Origin of the sequence: Aeromonas sp. sia0103 (assembly GCF_963895295.1) — a bacterium.
In the GTDB taxonomy this organism is placed as follows: Bacteria; Pseudomonadota; Gammaproteobacteria; order Enterobacterales; family Aeromonadaceae; genus Aeromonas; species Aeromonas encheleia.
Genome location: NZ_CAWQKG010000044.1, coordinates 82,147 through 99,605 on the forward strand (window position 1 = coordinate 82,147; position 17,459 = coordinate 99,605).

Annotated in this window: 15 protein-coding genes; 3 read left to right on the top strand and 12 right to left on the bottom strand. The window is 61.7% G+C overall.

The window, feature by feature from the left end; genetic code table 11:
• Nucleotides 1–72: 72 nt before the first annotated feature.
• Nucleotides 73–2,283, bottom strand: coding sequence for a GTP diphosphokinase (relA, locus tag AACW18_RS14360; RefSeq protein ID WP_218291638.1), 2,211 nt, complete (start codon nucleotides 2,281–2,283; stop codon nucleotides 73–75).
• 325 nt (nucleotides 2,284–2,608) lie between these two features.
• The gene (gene rlmD / locus AACW18_RS14365; protein ID WP_218389048.1) at nucleotides 2,609–3,931 is read right to left on the bottom strand and encodes a 23S rRNA (uracil(1939)-C(5))-methyltransferase RlmD; all 1,323 of its coding nucleotides are present in this window, start codon (nucleotides 3,929–3,931) and stop codon (nucleotides 2,609–2,611) included.
• Between the two features lie 235 nt (nucleotides 3,932–4,166).
• On the opposite strand from rlmD, the gene barA reads away from it, so the two are divergent.
• The 3 genes from barA to AACW18_RS14380 all read left to right on the top strand — a co-directional run bounded on the left by barA (nucleotide 4,167) and on the right by AACW18_RS14380 (nucleotide 8,409).
• Nucleotides 4,167–6,878, top strand: coding sequence for a two-component sensor histidine kinase BarA (gene barA, locus AACW18_RS14370; protein ID WP_218389049.1), 2,712 nt, complete (start codon nucleotides 4,167–4,169; stop codon nucleotides 6,876–6,878).
• A gap of 136 nt (nucleotides 6,879–7,014) precedes the next feature.
• A complete protein-coding gene (locus tag AACW18_RS14375; protein ID WP_218291635.1) occupies nucleotides 7,015–7,494 on the top strand; it encodes a YehS family protein in 480 nt (159 codons plus the stop codon).
• A 3-nt stretch (nucleotides 7,495–7,497) separates the two neighbouring features.
• On the top strand, nucleotides 7,498–8,409 hold the full coding sequence (locus AACW18_RS14380) for an N-acetylmuramoyl-L-alanine amidase (RefSeq protein ID WP_218389050.1): 912 nt from the start codon (nucleotides 7,498–7,500) through the stop codon (nucleotides 8,407–8,409).
• Nucleotides 8,410–8,613: 204 nt separating this feature from the next.
• Here AACW18_RS14380 and pdxJ read toward each other — a convergent pair whose 3' ends face one another.
• The 10 genes from pdxJ to rpoE form a co-directional block, all read right to left on the bottom strand.
• The gene (pdxJ, locus tag AACW18_RS14385; RefSeq protein WP_218389051.1) at nucleotides 8,614–9,351 is read right to left on the bottom strand and encodes a pyridoxine 5'-phosphate synthase; all 738 of its coding nucleotides are present in this window, start codon (nucleotides 9,349–9,351) and stop codon (nucleotides 8,614–8,616) included.
• Nucleotides 9,352–9,424: 73 nt separating this feature from the next.
• Nucleotides 9,425–10,135: a DNA repair protein RecO gene (gene recO, locus AACW18_RS14390; RefSeq protein ID WP_218389052.1), complete on the bottom strand. Its 711-nt coding sequence runs from the start codon at nucleotides 10,133–10,135 to the stop codon at nucleotides 9,425–9,427.
• Between the two features lie 14 nt (nucleotides 10,136–10,149).
• Nucleotides 10,150–11,055, bottom strand: a complete 906-nt coding sequence (gene era, locus AACW18_RS14395) for a GTPase Era (protein ID WP_042653051.1) — start codon at nucleotides 11,053–11,055, stop codon at nucleotides 10,150–10,152.
• Nucleotides 11,052–11,723, bottom strand: a complete 672-nt coding sequence (gene rnc / locus AACW18_RS14400) for a ribonuclease III (RefSeq protein ID WP_042653052.1) — start codon at nucleotides 11,721–11,723, stop codon at nucleotides 11,052–11,054. The genes era and rnc overlap by 4 nt, the downstream gene beginning before the upstream one ends.
• Nucleotides 11,724–12,647, bottom strand: coding sequence for a signal peptidase I (gene lepB / locus AACW18_RS14405; protein ID WP_042653053.1), 924 nt, complete (start codon nucleotides 12,645–12,647; stop codon nucleotides 11,724–11,726).
• A 3-nt stretch (nucleotides 12,648–12,650) separates the two neighbouring features.
• Nucleotides 12,651–14,444 carry a translation elongation factor 4 gene (gene lepA, locus AACW18_RS14410; protein WP_042653054.1) on the bottom strand — a complete coding sequence of 598 codons (1,794 nt, stop codon included), beginning with the start codon at nucleotides 14,442–14,444 and terminating at the stop codon, nucleotides 12,651–12,653.
• A gap of 171 nt (nucleotides 14,445–14,615) precedes the next feature.
• A complete protein-coding gene (locus tag AACW18_RS14415) occupies nucleotides 14,616–15,077 on the bottom strand; it encodes a SoxR reducing system RseC family protein (protein ID WP_218291698.1) in 462 nt (153 codons plus the stop codon).
• Nucleotides 15,078–15,167: 90 nt separating this feature from the next.
• The gene (locus AACW18_RS14420; RefSeq protein ID WP_218389053.1) at nucleotides 15,168–16,148 is read right to left on the bottom strand and encodes a MucB/RseB C-terminal domain-containing protein; all 981 of its coding nucleotides are present in this window, start codon (nucleotides 16,146–16,148) and stop codon (nucleotides 15,168–15,170) included.
• A 21-nt stretch (nucleotides 16,149–16,169) separates the two neighbouring features.
• Nucleotides 16,170–16,754 (bottom strand): RseA family anti-sigma factor, encoded by a 585-nt coding sequence (locus AACW18_RS14425; RefSeq protein WP_042653057.1) that lies wholly within the window; start codon nucleotides 16,752–16,754, stop codon nucleotides 16,170–16,172.
• 23 nt (nucleotides 16,755–16,777) lie between these two features.
• Complete coding sequence (gene rpoE, locus AACW18_RS14430) at nucleotides 16,778–17,359, bottom strand: RNA polymerase sigma factor RpoE (protein ID WP_042653058.1); 582 nt, start codon at nucleotides 17,357–17,359, stop codon at nucleotides 16,778–16,780.
• Nucleotides 17,360–17,459 lie beyond the last annotated feature (100 nt).

Below are 17,459 nucleotides of genomic sequence, written 5' to 3' on the forward strand. Positions count from 1 at the left end.
TCACTTTCGATTCGTTCAAGAAGGGTCATAAAGAACAACCGGCCACGGGGGCCGGTCACTTTTTATCAGGCATTAGAGGCGCTTGGCGCTGATCACGTCGTTGAGCTGGCTGAGCTTGGCGAGGGCCCGGTTGAAGGCGTTGATGTTGTAGATCTCCAGCTCCATGTCGATCTCCGCGGTCTGCTCGCGCACGTTGGAGCGCGAGCGCACCCCCATCACGTTGATCTTCTCGTTGGCGAGCACAGTGGTGATGTCGCGCAACAGGCCGGATCTGTCGTTGGAGAGAATGCGGATGGTGAGACCATAACCACCGGAGTAGTTCTCCCCCCAGACCGCCTCGATCAGCCGCTCCGGGTTGCGGCGAGACAGCTCCTTGAGCTGCTCGCAGTCCTCCCGGTGGATGGAGACGCCGCGCCCCATGGTGATGAAGCCCTGGATGCCATCCCCCGGAATCGGCTGGCAGCAGCGGGCGATGTGAGTCATCAGGTTGCCGACCCCTTCCACCACTATGTGATCCTTGGGCTTGGGCCGGAACGGCAGATTGGCCTTCTGCTCCAGCTTCTCCAGCAGGCGGCGATCCTCTTCCTCGGCGGTCGGCTTGTTGTAGCGGGTGTCCAGGTAGTTGAGCAGCTGGTTGATGCGGATGTCACCGCTGCCGATGCCGGCCAGCAGATCGTCGAGCTCCTCGGCATGGAAGCGCTCAAGCACCACCTTGTCCACCTTGGAGAGGGTCAGGTTGTGCCTGTCCAGCTCCTTCTCCAGCAGCTCCTTGCCGGCGGCGATGTTCTTGTCCCTATCCAGCTTCCTGAACCAGGTCGCTACCTTGGCCCGCGCCCGGCTGGAGCGCAGGAAGCCGGCGTTCGGGTTCATCCAATCGCGGCTCGGGTTCGGCTCCTTCTGGGTGATCACCTCCACCTGATCACCGGTCTGCAGCGTATAGGTGAAGGGCACTATGCGGCCATCCACCTTGGTGCCGATGCAGCGGTGGCCGATCATGCTGTGCACGTGATAGGCGAAATCGAGCGGGGTGGCCCCCGCCGGCAGGTCGATGACATCGCCCTTGGGGGTGAACACATAGACCCTGTCCTCGAACACCTGGCTGCGCAGATCGTCCAGCAGGGAGCCGCTCTCGGAGAGATCCTCCTGCCAGGCGAGCAGCTTGCGCAGCCACTCGATCTTGTCCTCGAAGGTGCTGGTCTTGGCAGCGGCCTGGGCCCCTTCCTTGTAGCGCCAGTGGGCGGCGACGCCGAGTTCGGCATCCTGGTGCATCTGCTCGGTCCGGATCTGGATCTCGATGGTCTTGCCTTCCGCCCCCACCACCACGGTGTGGATGGATTGATAGCCGTTCGGCTTGGGGTTGGCGACATAGTCGTCGAATTCACGGGGAATGTGGTGGAAGTGGGTGTGGACTATGCCAAGCGCCGCGTAGCAATCCTGCAGCCGCTTGGTCACCACCCGCACCGCACGCACGTCGAACAGCTCGTTGAATTCGAGGTGCTTCTTCTGCATCTTGCGCCAGATGCTGTAGATGTGTTTGGGGCGGCCGTAGACCTCGGCCTCGACCCCGGCCTCGGCAAGCGCATCGCGCAGGGACTGCACGAACTCGCGGATGTAACGCTCCCGATCGAGACGCTTCTCGTCGAGTTGCTTGGCGATCTGCTTGTAGGTGTCCGGGTGCAGGTAACGGAAGGCAAGATCTTCCAGCTCCCATTTGAGCTGACCTATGCCGAGCCGGTTGGCGAGCGGCGCATAGATGTTGGTGATCTCCTGGGCCATCAGCACCCGGGTCTCTTCATCCGCCTTCTTCGCTTCCCGCAGGCAGGCGATCCGCTCCGCCAGCTTGATCACCACGGCGCGCACATCCTCGACCATGGCGAGCAGCATGCGCCGCACATTGTCGACCTGCTCCGGCGAGGTTTCGCTGCGGTGCAGGGTCTGCAGGGAACGGATGGCCTCCATCTCCAGCACCCCTTCCACCAGCTTGGCGATCTTGGGACCGAAGTCCTCGCTCATCCGCTCCTGATTGAGGAGCCCGGCCTCGACGAAGGGATAGATGATGGCGGCCTTGAGGGTGGCAAGATCCATGCTGAGCATCAGCAGGATGCCGACCATCTCGACCCCGCGCACCAGCAGGCGGCTGGTGAGCGCCTCGTCACCGAGCGTCAGACAATACTGGTAAGCGGTTCGCAGTTGATTCTTGTCATTCTCACTCAGAGTCAGTGAACCGACCCACTCCTCCAGAGTGAAATTGTCTTTCAAATGAATATCGCGCACCGCAACCATGGTATCAATCCTTTAAATTGTGGGGCCGAAAGCCGATGCTTCCCGCCCCTCATCTGCTGATGACTGCCTCAAATGGGGATGTGAGAGAGACTTTTCAAGGCATGCCACCTTCCAGGTGACAGGGTTCTCCACACAGCCGGCCAATTTTTGAGGATCTAGATTACCCCAATCATTCCTGCTCAAACAGCGCCATAGGCATCAGAATGCCCCAGCCGCAGGAGCCGGATTACCTTAATCCATGCCTGCTAAAGCAGCGCCATGGGCGTCAGAAGGCCGACATGGCGCAACATCTCTTCCCCCCGAACCCAGCGCCGGATTACCTTAATCAATCCCGCTCAAACAGTGCCATGGACTCCAGGTGGCCGGTGTGGGGGAACATGTCCAGCATCCCCAGGCGGGCCAGTCGATAACCCCCCTTCACCAGCACCTGGCTGTCCCGCGCCAGGGTGACAGGGTTACAGGAAACATAGACCACGCGTTTGGGCGAAAGTGCCACCACATGGCTCATCACCTCCAGCGCACCGGGCCGGGCCGGATCCAGCAGCACCAGATCGAAACCTTCCCGCGCCCAGGACATGCCGACGATGTCACCGCTCAGGTCCGCCTTGTAGAAGCGGGCGTTGTCGATGCCATTGCGACGGGCGTTCTCCTCGGCCCGGGTCACCATGGCCAGATCCCCTTCGACCCCGACCACCTCGCGGGCCTGACGGGCCAGCGGCAGGGTGAAGTTGCCGATGCCGCAGAACAGATCCAGCACCTTGTCCGCCCTGGTCGCCCCGAGCCATGCCAGCGCCTGGGCCACCATGCTCTGGTTGATGGGGCCATTGACCTGAATGAAATCCCCGGGGGCGAATGCAAGAGACAGGCCATCTAATGAGTAAGCGGGCTGGAATTGCTGGCGCAGCGGCTCGATGCGCTCGTCGGCCGCCTGCAGATAGAGATCTATCCCCTGGGCCTCGGCAAACTCGGCCAGCAGCGCCCGATCCGCCTCGTTGGGACGACCGGTATGGCGCAACAGCAGCAGTATCCCCTGCTCGGCCTGGATCAGTTCCGCATGTCCCAGCTCGCGCTGGCTCTTGAGGCGATTGAGGCATTCCCGCAGCGGGCTGATGAGCGCCGACAGCGAGGCGGTCAGGACAGGGCAGCTGGTGATCTCCACCAGATCGTTGGACTGGCGGCGACGAAAACCGACCCGGGTGCAGCGGCCATTCTTGTCAAACTTGATGGCCAGACGGCAGACCCGGCGATAGGCGCGAGCCTCCCCGGTCAGCACGGGTTCGAGGGCCGGCGCCTTGATCTGCCCCAGCCGCTCGAACAGGCTGACCAGCCCGGCCGCCTTGGCCGCCTGCTGATCCGCCTCGCTCAGGTGCTGGGCGTTGCAGCCGCCACACTCGCGATAATGGGCGCAGAAGGGGGCGATGCGATTGTCGGCGGGGGTCACCAGCTGTTGCAGGGCGGCGTGCGCATACTGCTTCTTGTCATCGATGATGCGAGCCTTGACCCGCTCACCGGGCAGCGCCCCCTCGACGAAGATCGCCTTGCCCTGATGACGGCCGATCCCGACACAGTGGTGATCCAGACTGTCTATCGTAAATTCAATACGTTGGGGCTGGGTGGATTTCTTTTGGGGCTTGAAAAACTGGGCCATAAAACTTGGTGCCTATAGGTGGCTATGTCATGATTGTGGAATCTGCTGCAGGCCATTGTCCCACAAGAATAATAGTATGACCAAATACGGCCTGAGGGCTCTCGCTGTGGCATCGACCCCCTTGCCCATTCTGACCCTGGTCGGCGACTTGTGCTTATGACCAGAGACGGCCTCAGAACCCTGGTGGCAGCAACATTTTTATCTTGCCAACCCTCATCGTCGGCGGTTTGTTCTTATGACTAGATACGGCCTCAGAGCCAGAGTGCTGGCATTTACCATATTGCCAACCCTGATCATCGGCGGCCTGATTGCCGGTTACTTCACCTTCCACCGCTATCACCAGCTGGAAAACAACCTGATCGACCAGGGCATCAACATCATCGAGCCCCTGGCCATCGCCAGCGAATACGGCATGACCCAGCACAGCCGCGAGTCCCTCAAGCGCCTGATCGGGCTGACTCACCGCAAGAACTCGCCCTTCATCAAGTCCATCGCCGTCTTCACCCAGGACAACCAGCTGTTCGTCACCTCCAACTACCATCGTGACTTCGGCCAGCTGCGCCTGCCCGATGGCACTGCCATCCCTGAGCTGACCAGCGTCTCCTTCAACGGTGACGACATCATACTGCGCACCCCCATCCAGGCCGAGACCAGTCTGGACGGCTTCCCCTTGCCAAGCGACCTAGAGCCGCCGGTGATCGGCTACATCTCCATGCAGCTCGCCACGGACAGGGCCATAGTCCTGCAGTATCGCGATGCCTTCTTCGCGGTGGTCATGGTGCTCATCGGCCTCGCCGTCAGCACCCTGTTTGGCTTCCGGCTGGTCAAGAGCGTGACCCAGCCCATCACCGATATGGTGCAGGCGGTGCACAGGATCAGGGAGGGGCGGCTCGATACCCGGGTCAGCGGCCAGCTCACCGGCGAGCTGGACATGCTGAAGAACGGCATCAACGCCATGGCCAAGGCGCTCTCCGAATACCATGAAGAGATGCAGCAGAACATCGATCAGGCCACCTCGGATCTGCGGGAGACGCTGGAGCAGATCGAGATCCAGAACGTCGAGCTCGACATGGCGAAGAAGCGGGCGCAGGAGGCGGCCAGGGTCAAGTCGGAGTTCCTTGCCAACATGTCCCACGAGTTGCGTACCCCGCTCAACGGCGTCATCGGCTTCACCCGCCAGCTGCTCAAGACGGCGCTGACCCCGAGCCAGACCGACTACATGCAGACCATAGAGAAGTCGGCGCGCAACCTGCTCGGCATCATCAACGACATACTCGACTTCTCCAAGCTGGAGGCGGGCAAGCTGCAGCTGGAGCACATCCCGTTCAGCCTGCGCGACACCCTCAACGAGACCATGCACCTGCTCGGTCCGAGCGCCCACGACAAGCAGCTCGAGCTGTCGCTACAGGTGGATGCCGAGGTGCCGGACTACCTCACCGGCGATCCCATGCGGCTGCAGCAGGTGCTGACCAACCTCACCGGCAACGCCATCAAGTTCACCGAGCGCGGCAACGTGGACGTGCACATCCAGCAGAGCGGCAGCGCCAGTGGCAACAAGGTGCGGCTCAACGTGCTGATCCGTGATACCGGCATCGGCATCTCGGAGGAGCAACAGCGTCAGCTGTTCCAGGCCTTCAACCAGGCCGACTCCTCGATCTCGCGCCGTTATGGCGGCACCGGCCTCGGCCTGGTCATCACCCAGAAGCTGGTGCAGCAGATGGGGGGCCAGATCCGGTTCGAATCCGAGCTCGGCAAGGGCTCCGTCTTCTCCTTCAGCCTGGATCTGGACATCTCCCCCCTGCCCCAGAGCGAGCGGCTGCCGCTGGATCGCATCCAGGGCAAGCGGCTCTGGTTGCTGGAGCCGGACCCCTTCGCCCACGCCTCCCTGCTCGCCCTGCTGGCCGAATGGCAGCTGGATGTGCAGGCGCTGAGCATAGATGCCGAGTGGCCAGAGATGAGCAGCCAGGACATGGTGATCATCGGCAGCAGCACCCTGCACACGCCACAGCAGGTGATCACCCGCCTCGATGGCTTGAGCGGGCAGCAGAACACCATAGTGCTGCTCAGCAGCCACGAGCCCGCCCTCTATGAGGCCATGCTGGCCCACGGCGCCGAGCACTGCCTCTCCAAGCCCATCAACCATCGCAAGCTGCTGCATGCCCTGCTCTCCCCCGAGGCGACCAAGCGCACCCCGCTGCCCGCCGCCTCCCCCCGCCGGGTGCAGGCGGTCAAGGTATTGGCGGTGGACGACAATGCCGCCAACCTCAAGCTCATCGCCGCCATGCTCAAGGAGATGGTGAGTCAGGTGGTGGTCTGCAAGAACGGCAAGGAGGCGGTCAACCTGGCCCAGAGCCAGCCGTTCGACATCATCTTCATGGACATCCAGATGCCGATCATGGATGGCATCAGCGCCACCCAGGCGATCCGCCGTCACTCCCTCAACACCGAGACCCCCATAGTCGCGGTCACCGCCCACGCCATCCCCGGCGAGCGGGAGCGGTTGATCCGCCAGGGCATGGACGACTATCTGGCCAAGCCCATCGACGAGGGCATGCTGGCCCAGCTCATCACCGACTTCGCCCATCGCCGCCACCAGAATCACGGCGATCAGCAGATAGACTGGCCGTTGGCGGTGCGCCAGGCCGCCGGCAAGACGGAGCTAGCCCAAGAGATGCTGACCATGTTGCTGGCCAGCTTCGATGAGGTGGAGCCGCTGCTGGAGGCGGCGCTGTCCGGCCAGGCGGACGATGCCGAGGTGCTGGCACAGCTGCACCGTCTCAACGGCGGCTGCGCCTACTCCGGGGTGCCCGGCCTGCAGCGCCTGCTCTCCCAGCTCGAGCAGCAGCTGCGCGACGGGGTGCCGGTCGGCGAGCTCGAACCCGAGTTGCTGGAGCTGCAAGATGCGCTGGAGCAGGTGCGTCAGGAGGCGCCCCGCTACCTGGCCTGAAGGCTTTTGATGCAAAATCAGCATCATCGGGTAGCGGCAAGGGGCTCATCGCCACCCGAGCGAGGCGGGCTGACCCGCTTTTTCTGACGAAGAGTCCGGTAAATGGTAAAGTTGCGCCGTTTCTACAGGAGTCAACATGACGAACAACGATATTCTGCGCCGTCTGCGCTACGCCCTCACCATCAGCAATGACCAGATGGTCGACATGTTTGCCAAGGGCAACCTGACCGTCGATCACGCCCAGCTGCACAGCTGGTTGCTGAAAGGCGCCGAGGAAGGGGAAGAGCAGGACCCGGGCTTTGTCGCCTGTCCCGATGCGGCCCTTAGCCAGTTCCTCGACGGCTTCATCATCACGCGCCGTGGCGTGCGGGAAGGGGCGCCGGCCCAGGTGATCCCGAACCGGATCAACAACAACCTGATCCTGCGCAAGCTGCGCATCGGCCTCGACTACAAGGAAGAGGACATGCTTGGCACCCTGAAGCTGGCCGACTTCAACCTGTCCAAGTCCGAGCTGAGTGCCCTGTTCCGCTCCAAGGATCACAAGCACTATCAGGATTGCGGGGATCAGATCCTGCGCAACTTCCTCATCGGCCTGACCACCAAGTACCGCGCCTGAGCCATGGGCCAGCGTGTTCGCCCCCCGTCAGCCCACCCCGAGGTGGCCGGTGGGCGGCGCTGGCCATCGCTCTTCTCCCGCAGCGGGTGGCCATGCCTGCTGTCATGCTGCCTGCTCCTTGGCTTGAGCGCCTGCCAGCCCTCCTCCTATCGGCTCGACTCCCGCTATGCCAGCGCCAACCAGAATGAGCGCATCGCCTTCCTGATCCTGCACTACACAGATGAAGACGACGCCCACTCCCTGCGCCTGCTGACCGAGCCGCAGTACAAGGTGAGCGCCCACTACCTGATCCCCCGCGACACAGACCAGACGCCGCCGCCCGTCTACCAGCTGGTGTCCGACAGCCAGCGCGCCTGGCATGCGGGTCGCAGCCGCTGGCATCAATATGCCGGGCTCAATGCCAGCTCGCTCGGCATCGAGATCGTCAACCTGGGCTACGAGACCGGGCAGGAACTGCTTCCCGTCCAGCTGCGCCACTGGCAGCCCTATACCCAGGCCCAGATCGCCGCCGTCGGCGCCTTGGCGCAGGAACTCATCCGCCGTTACCAGATACCGCAGACCCAGGTGCTGGGTCACAGCGATGTCGCCCCCGAGCGCAAGCAGGATCCCGGTCCGCTCTTCCCCTGGCGCGAACTCGCCCTGCAATACGGCGTCGGCGCCTGGCCGGACGAAACCAGGGTCGAGCAGTTGCGCCGGCAGCCGGCCCCCGCCTGGGATGCCCTCGCCTGGCAGCAACAACTCGCCCGCTACGGCTACGGCATAGCCCCGAGTGGCGACTGGGATGAGCAGAGCCGCACCGTGCTGAGCGCCTTCCAGCTCCACTTTCGCCCGGCCCTCGTCAACGGTGAGCCGGATGCCGAGAGCCAGGCCATTCTCAGCGCCTTATTGGAGCGTTACTTCCCCGAGTCTCGCTGAACTGTGCACATCTCCGGCGCAGCCCCACTCTCGTCCTGCCCTCATCGGCGATGAGCCGAATGCCGGGTGCCAGCAGACATCCCTCAGCGCCCTGCTGGTGCGCTATTTTCCCGAGCCAGGCTGAGTTGAACACATCTCCTGACAACGAAAGAGGGACGCCGCGGCGTCCCTCTTGCTATCTCATCCATCCATCATCAATGACGATCAGATCCCCTGGCGGGCTTCCTGCATCAGCAGGCGCATGTCGCTGACCGCCTTGGCCAGGCCATCGAAGGCGGCACGGCCGATGATGGCGTGGCCGATGTTGAGCTCATAGAGCTCGGGGATGGCGGCGATGGCCTTGACGTTGTGGTAGTGCAGACCGTGGCCGGCATTGACCTTGAGCCCCTTGCCGGCGGCATAGGAGGCGCCGGCGGCGATGCGCTTGAATTCGGCATTGCGCTCGGCATCCGTGGTGGCATCGGCGTAACGGCCGGTGTGGATCTCGATGAAGGGGGCACCGCTGGCGGCGGCCGCATCGATCTGCAGCGGATCCGCATCGATAAACAGCGATACCTGGGCACCGACGGCGGCGAGGCGGGTCACCGCATCGGTGATCTTGTCGAGCTGGCCCGCCACGTCCAGGCCCCCTTCGGTGGTCACCTCGGTACGCTTCTCCGGCACCAGGCAGACGAACTGGGGTTGGATACGGCAGGCGATGCCGATCATCTCCTCGGTCACCGCCATCTCCAGGTTCATCCTGGTCTGGATGGTCTGACGCAGGACCTCCACGTCACGGTCGGTGATATGGCGGCGATCTTCCCGCAGGTGAACCGTGATGCCATCGGCACCGGCCTGTTCGGCCACGAAGGCGGCCTGTACCGGATCCGGGTACTGGGTGCCGCGGGCATTACGCAGGGTGGCGATGTGGTCGATGTTCACACCCAGGTAGATCTCGCTCATTGCTTACTCCTTGATACAGGTCATCTGTTAACTGTGTGGCTGGCGGTGGGCCACCGCCCTCTGATATCCATGATCAGCCTTGTTGGCCGCTCCTGCGTTTCAGGAACAGTTCCCGGCTCTTTAACTGGCGTTTGCCGAGATAGGGCTGCAGTGCCAGCCGGCTGAAACGCTTGGCCGCCTGCAGCAAGGGGGGACTGTCGAAACGCCCCTCGGCGAAGGCCAACAGGTGAGCGCCGAGGAACAGGGTACGGGGATCCGGCGCCCGCTCGCAAGCGACAAAGCCGAGCTCGCGCTCGAAGCCGTACAGCAGCTCGGGTCGGATCGCGGACTCATCGTCGGCGGCATATTCGAAATCCACCGCGTAGCCGAGTGCCTGCAGCAGCAGGAACTCGAAGCGACGCAGGGGCAGCTCGGGGGTCTCGCCATCCGCCAACGCCATCAGGGCACGGGCATAGGCATCGAACACCTCGGGGAAGGGGGTATGGGCTTCCAGCAGGTAGTAGACCAGCTCGTTGAGATAGAGGCCGTAAAACAGGCGGTCGCCGCCGAGACGCAGGGAGTGATCCGGGCATTCGACTTGGGCGAGGTTCTTGAGATCGCCCTTGCCACGCCAACTCAGGGTGAGCAGGGTGAAGGGTTGCAGCAGCCCCTTCAGAGGGGAGCGTGGCCCGCGAGAACCGCGAGCCACCAGGGTAAAGCGGCCACTATCCTGGGTGAATACCTCGACCAGCTGGCTGGTCTCCCGATAGGGCCGACTGTGGATGACGAAAGCCGGACTCAGCAATCGCTCAGCGCCACTTAGTCATCGCCATAGCCGAGACTGCGCAGGGCGCGCTCGTCATCGGCCCAGCCCGATTTGACCTTGACCCACAGCTCCAGGTGCACCTTGTTCTGGAACAGCCGCTCCATGTCGAGGCGCGCCTCTGTGCCTATGGTCTTGATCTTCTCGCCCTTGTTGCCGATGACCATCTTCTTCTGGCCTTCACGTTCAACCAGGATCAAGCCGTGGATATGGTAGAGACCGTTCTCCTCCACCTTGAAGCGTTCGATCTCCACCGTCACCGAGTAAGGCAGCTCCTCACCGGTGAAGCGCATCAGCTTCTCACGGATGATCTCGGAGGCCATGAAGCGGGACGAGCGGTCGGTCACGTAATCTTCCGGGAAGAAGTGGTTGTTTTCCGGCAGCAGATCCTTGGCCCACTCGCGGATCTTCTCCACGTTGGTGCCCTTCTCGGCGCTGATGGGCAGGATGTGGGAGAACTTCATCTGTTGACCCAGCCACTCCAGGTGCGGCAGCAGGTCTTCCTTGTCCTTGACGTTGTCTACCTTGTTGACCGCCAACACCACGGGACAGGGCAGATGGCGCAGCTTGCCGAGCACCATCTCGTCATCCTTGGTCCAGTGGGTACCGTCGACCATGAATACCACCATGGCCACGTCCCCCAGCGAACTGGTGGCGGCGCGGTTCATCAATCGGTTGATGGCCCGCTTCTCCTCGATGTGCAGACCCGGGGTATCCACAAAGATGGTTTGATAGTTGTCCTCGGTGTCGATCCCCAAGATCCGGTGACGGGTAGTCTGGGGCTTCTTCGAGGTGATGCTGACCTTCTGGCCGAGCAGCTTGTTGAGCAGGGTGGACTTGCCCACGTTGGGGCGGCCTACGATGGCGACAAAGCCGCAATAGGTGGTATCTGTATCTGTCATGACAGTCTTTCCAATGCTTGCTGCGCCGCGGCCTGTTCGGCCTTGCGACGGCTGGTGCCGACCCCGACCAGCGGACCATCCAGGCCATCCACGTCACACTGGACGGTGAACTCCTGGTTGTGGGCTTCGCCCTTGACGTTGGTCACTGTGTAGGTCGGCAGGGATTTACGGCTTCCCTGCAAAATTTCCTGCAGCCGGGTCTTGGGATCCTTCTGCTCAATGCCTGGCTTGATCTCGTCCAGGCGGCTGGCATACCAGCTCAGCAGCAGGGTCCGCACCGTCTCCAGATTGGTATCCAGATAGACTGCGCCGATCACCGCCTCGACCGTGTCGGCCAGGATCGACTCGCGGCGAAAACCGCCGCTCTTGAGCTCACCCGGCCCCAGGATCAGGTGATCCCCGAGATCGAACTCCCGGCCGAGCTCGGCCAGGGTCTTCTCCCGCACCAGGGTGGCGCGCATCCGGCTGAGGTCCCCTTCCGCCGCTTGCGGGAAGCGGTGGAACAGGTCGTCGGCAATCACCAGACTCAGGATGGAGTCACCCAGGAATTCCAGTCGCTCGTTGTGACGGGAACCGGCGCTGCGGTGAGTCAGCGCCCGGGTCAATCGGTCTTGATCTTGAAAGACATGCCCGAGACGGGACTGCAGTCTGTTCATCTTGATATTCATTTACTTGATTCCGCCAATGCGGTTGAAGCGCACACCAGTCGGTACCCAGCTTGGCAAACTGGAACCTTCCTCGCGCTCGAATTCGAAACTGATCCAGATGGCGACCGCCTTGCCCACCAGGTTCTGCTCGGGCACGAAGCCCCAGAATCGGCTGTCGGTACTGTTGTCGCGGTTGTCGCCCATCACGAAATACTGGCCTTCCGGCACCACCCACTCATCGGGGTAGGTCCCCGGCTGGCGGTAATAACGGTCGACCAGATCGGGCATCAGGGGGTTGCGCAGGGTCTCGTGAGAGACGCTGCCCAGCTGCTCGGTGTACCGATCCAGCGGGATCCCCATCTGGCTAAATTCGCCCCTTTGTTCAAACTTGACGTCGAGCTTCTTGAAGCCCGGGCACGTTTTCCCTTCCTGCTCCTCGCACTTGGGTCTGATCATCAGCTCCTTGTTGCGATAGATGACCCGATCCCCCGGCATGCCGACCACACGCTTGATGTAGTCCACCCGGGTATCCAGCGGATACTTGAACACCACCACATCGCCACGCTCGGGGGCGCCTGTCTCCAGGAACTTGGTGTTGGTCACGGGATCACGCAGGCCGTAGGCGAACTTCTCCACCAGGATGAAGTCGCCCACCAGCAGGGTGGGCATCATGGAGCCAGACGGGATCTGGAACGGTTCGAAGATGAAGGAACGCAGGATCAGCACCAGCGCAATGACCGGGAAGACCCCGCCGGTCTGTTCGATCCAGACCGGCATGGGGGCCACCTTGGCCAGCGTCTTCTCATCGATGTTCGGGCCGGCATTGGCACGGGCTGCCGCAATCTTGGCCGCCCGTTGCTTGGACCAGACCAGCTTGTCGACGGTCCAGATGATGCCGGTCAGTACGGTGACAATCGCCAGGATCAGGGAAAAGGTGCTAGCCATCGATTAGTCCTTGCCTACGTGGAGGATCGCGAGGAAGGCCTCTTGCGGCACGTCGACACGGCCCAGGGACTTCATCCGCTTCTTGCCTTCTTTCTGCTTGTTCAGCAGCTTCTTCTTCCGGCTCACGTCACCGCCGTAGCACTTGGCGGTCACGTCCTTGCGCAGGGCCTTGACGGTGCTGCGGGCGATGATCTGGTTGCCGATGGACGCCTGAATCGCGATGTCGAACATCTGGCGCGGGATCAGCTCACGCATCTTCTCCACCACTTGGCGACCGCGATACTGGGCGTTCTCCTTGTGGGTGATGATGGCCAGGGCATCGACGCGCTCACCGTTGATCATGATGTCGAGGCGCACCATCTCGGAGGTCTCGAAGCGCTTGAAGCCGTAATCCAGCGAGGCGTAGCCGCGGCTGGTGGACTTGAGGCGATCGAAGAAATCGAGCACCACTTCCGCCATCGGGATCTCGTAGGTCAGGGCCACCTGCTTGCCGTGATAGACCATGTTGGTCTGCACGCCACGCTTCTCGATACAGAGGGTGATGACGTTGCCCATGTACTCCTGCGGCAGCAGGATGTTGCACTCGGCGATGGGCTCACGCATCTCTTTGATGTTGTTGACCGGGGGCATCGCAGACGGGCTGTCGATGTGGATGGTCTCGCCATTGTTCAGCTCGATCTCATACACCACGGTCGGCGCCGTGGTGATCAGATCCAGATCGTATTCCCGCTCCAGGCGCTCCTGGATGATCTCCATGTGCAGCATGCCGAGGAAGCCACAACGGAAGCCGAAGCCGAGCGCGGTGGAGCTTTCCGGCTCGAAGAACAGGGAGGCGTCGTTCAGGGAGAGCTTGTCCAGCGCATCACGGAATGACTCGTAGTCATCGCTGGAGATGGGGAACAGGCCCGCATAGACCTGCGGCTTGACCTTCTTGAAGCCCGCCAGCGCCTTGTCGGCACCGTTCTTGGCTTGCGTCAGGGTATCGCCCACAGGCGCGCCGTGGATGTCCTTGATGCCGCAGACGACCCAACCTACCTCGCCACAGCCCAGACCCTGGGTATCCACCTGCTTGGGGGTGAAGATACCGATACGATCCACGCCCCACACCTGACCGGTGCTCATTACCTTGATCTTGTCGTTCTTCTTGAGCGAACCGTTCTTGATCCGCACCAGGGAGACGACGCCAAGGTAGGAGTCGAACCAGGAGTCGATGATCAGCGCCTGCAGCGGGGCATCCGGATCCCCTTCCGGGGGCGGGATGCGGGCGACGATCTCTTCCAATACCAGATCGACCCCCAGACCGGTCTTGGCGGAGCAGCGCACCGCATCGATGGCGTCGATGCCGACGATGTCTTCGATCTCTTCCGCGACCCGCTCGGGCTCGGCGGCCGGCAGATCGATCTTGTTCAGGATCGGCACCACTTCCAGCTCCATCTCCATGGCGGTGTAGCAGTTGGCCAGAGTCTGTGCCTCAACCCCCTGACCGGCATCCACCACCAGCAAAGCCCCTTCACAGGCCGCCAGGGAGCGGGAAACCTCGTAGGAGAAATCCACGTGGCCCGGGGTGTCGATAAAGTTCAGCTGATAGGTGTTACCGTCTTGTGCCTGGTAGTTCAGGGTCACACTCTGTGCTTTGATGGTAATGCCGCGCTCGCGCTCCAGATCCATGGAGTCAAGCACCTGAGCCTGCATCTCGCGGGAGGACAGGCCGCCACAAGTCTGGATCAGACGGTCCGACAGGGTCGATTTACCGTGGTCGATGTGCGCAATAATCGAAAAGTTACGAATGTGTTTCATCGAGCAAGAATCACTCAAAATTAAGTTAGGGTCGGATATGAGGGCAGGATTTTACTGGATAACCCGGTCGACGGCCAATCTTTAGTCGACGGGCACCAGAAATAGCGCCTTGTCTGGCAGGCGTTAGGCACCATTTCGGGCACAAAGAGGCCCGAAACAGGATCTTGCCACTCAGGAGAGGTGACGGGTATTGAGTACCACGCCGAGCATGCGAGGACCGTATTCCCCTTGCTCGAGCCGAGCAGAAAAGTAACGAACCAGTGAAAAACCTAGGGTGCCGCCCAGCAGGCAGCTGAGAATGGTCACCCCCTCCCCCGCCGACAGCAGCGGTGCCAGCCAGAGCTGGCCGAGCAGGGCCCCCAGCAACAGACAGAACAGCGGCAGCACATAGACCAGGGCGGCTCCCCGCAGGATGCTTGCCTGCGGGATGCCGAGCCGGATCTGCTGACCGACCATGACTTCGGCGGTCAGCGCCACCCGCAGTCGCTGCGACTTCAGAGGAAAGGCCTTGGCGACGGTGCCGGTGCCGCAGTTGGACTGCTGATGGCAACCGCTGCAGGCGGAGCGCCGTTCGCACTCCACCCAGGCATGTTGGCCATCGATGGCCACCACGGTCGCCAGCTCTTCACTCATTTCACTCACCAGAGGGCTCCAGACTAGCAGCAACAGATTTATCCAATCTGAACACGGCCGCCCCGCCCGGGCAAGTGGAATGGCTCAGTCTCATTGCACTGCCTCGTTGCGCGCCAGCGGCTGTACCGACTCGGCGATGCGCTTGGCCGTCTCGGCCGGGACTTCCCCGACCACGGTGATCTCCACCCCGACCTCGTTGACATAGCTCACCAGGGAGGTGGCTCCCTGCCGGATCAGCTGCTGGCGCACCGCCTGCTTGGGATCGACCCTGGCCACATAGACAGAGAGATCCACCAGTCCATCCGACAACATCATGTAGTCCACCGGCAGGCTGGTGCTGACCAGCTGGTGGCGGTCCTGGGACAATACCTTGAAGCCGGCCGGCAGCCAGGTCAGATGCCAGTTCAGGGTCTGCTGGGGGGCAGGATAGGCATCTTCCAGCTCCAGCGCCTCGGGCAGCTTGCTGTTGACCAGGGTCACCAGCCAGGGCGCCGGCGCCGGCTGGCGGTCCAGATCGACCCCCAGCACCTGCTCCACCAGGCTGCCTTCCCGATCCACCATGTCCACCCGCAGCAGCAGGTGGCTCTGTTCATCTATCCAGAGCACGAAACCGTATTTGTCCGTCTCTTTCGGCACCAATCTGACGACCTGCGCCACCAGACCGGCCACCCGGCTGCGACCAGCCAGCACGGGATCATAGCTTTCCAGCACCCGGGGCAGCGGCATCTTCACCAGGGTCGACCACACACCAGGGAAGCGCGCGCCCTTGAGCGTGTAGGGTTCGTGGGTGTTTTCGAAGAAGGTGTATTCATTCTGGCGTTGCAGGTACTCCACCGTCTTGCCATCGAGGTAGCTCAGATGGGCCACCTCTTTGCCGTCGATCACCCCATGACTGAAGCGGATGGGTTCGAGGCGCCCCTGACGGGCCTTGACCATGGATAATTCGAAATTCTGTTGAGAGACGGCACTCTGCATCTGCTGCAACAAGGCCTCGGCCGACAGTTCGTCGGCCGAGGCCTTGGCACAAATTAGCAGGAGAGAGGCCAGCAAGATACGGCTGGACTGGCGCACGATCTGATCCCTAAAAATGCGTTATTCCTGGATCTGCTTGTCTTGTAGCAGACGTTGTTGCAATTGATGATCACGCAGGAAGGCATTGATCCGCTCACGCTGCTCTTGCATCTGTTGCTCGTTCAACCCTTGTTGACGAGTCGTGGCGCGGTTCCCATCTTGCGGATAGTGCACGCTCACCGGCGTCGCACTGCCACCGACGGGTATGGTGTTGAGCACCGGGTTGGCCGGCATACCGTCCTGACCCTGGTATTGCTGAACCCCGAAGATGACGGCAGCGGCAACCGATGCGGCGATGGCATACTGCCCCACCTGCTGGCTGACACGACGCAGCAAGGGCAACACCTTGGCCCTGTGCACCTGTGGCGCGGCTGGCTGTACCGGCTTGGGGGCCAGTATGGTCGGTTCGTCTTCCAGCGCCAGCATGATGCTGTCGCTGAGATCCAGTTGCAGATTGACCGGCAGGTCCCCCCGCATGGCATCACCGATCAGATGGTATCGAGCCCAGGTATCCTGCAGTGCCGGATCCGTTCCCAGCTCATTCAGTACCTCGACATCGCTCAGGTCACCATCCATCAGGGCTGAGAGTTGCTCTTGATTTGCCATAAGTTTGCCTGTCTTTCCCCAGTTTAATTCTCGATCAGAGGTTGCAGCTTTTTGTCGATTGCTTCCCTCGCCCGGAAGATACGGGATCTCACCGTACCCACTGGACAATCCATGATCTCCGCAATCTCTTCGTAGCTCAGCCCTTCCAGTTCACGAAGGGTGATCGCTGTTCTCAAGTCTTCAGGCAAGGCTTCTATGGCGGCAAACACGGTACGCTTGATCTCATCGGTCAGCGCCAGGTTTTCCGGGGTGGCCACCTCTTGCAAGGCTTCACCACCACCATAATATTCAGCCTCGTCTGCTTCGACGTCACTGCTGGGCGGTCTGCGCCCCTGTGAGGTCAGGTAATTTTTGGCCGTGTTGACGGCGATCCGGTACAACCAGGTGTAAAACGCGCTCTCGCCACGGAATGTCGGTAACGCACGGTAAGCCTTGATAAAGGCCTCCTGCGCCACATCCGGCACATCGCCCGGATTGTTGACATACCTGGCCACCAGGTTGACCACCTTATGCTGGTATTTTTTTACCAACAGGTTGAATGCATTTTTATCGCCACGCTGGACCCGTTCAACCAGCTGTTCGTCCAGTAGATTCTGGTCGCTCATCAGAGCCGTAAAACCCCCATCAGGTTATCGTTTTTCTTTTCCGGCCCTTTCTAAGCGCACAAGTTCAGACAGGAGGAATCAGAGAAAGTTCGCTTGCATT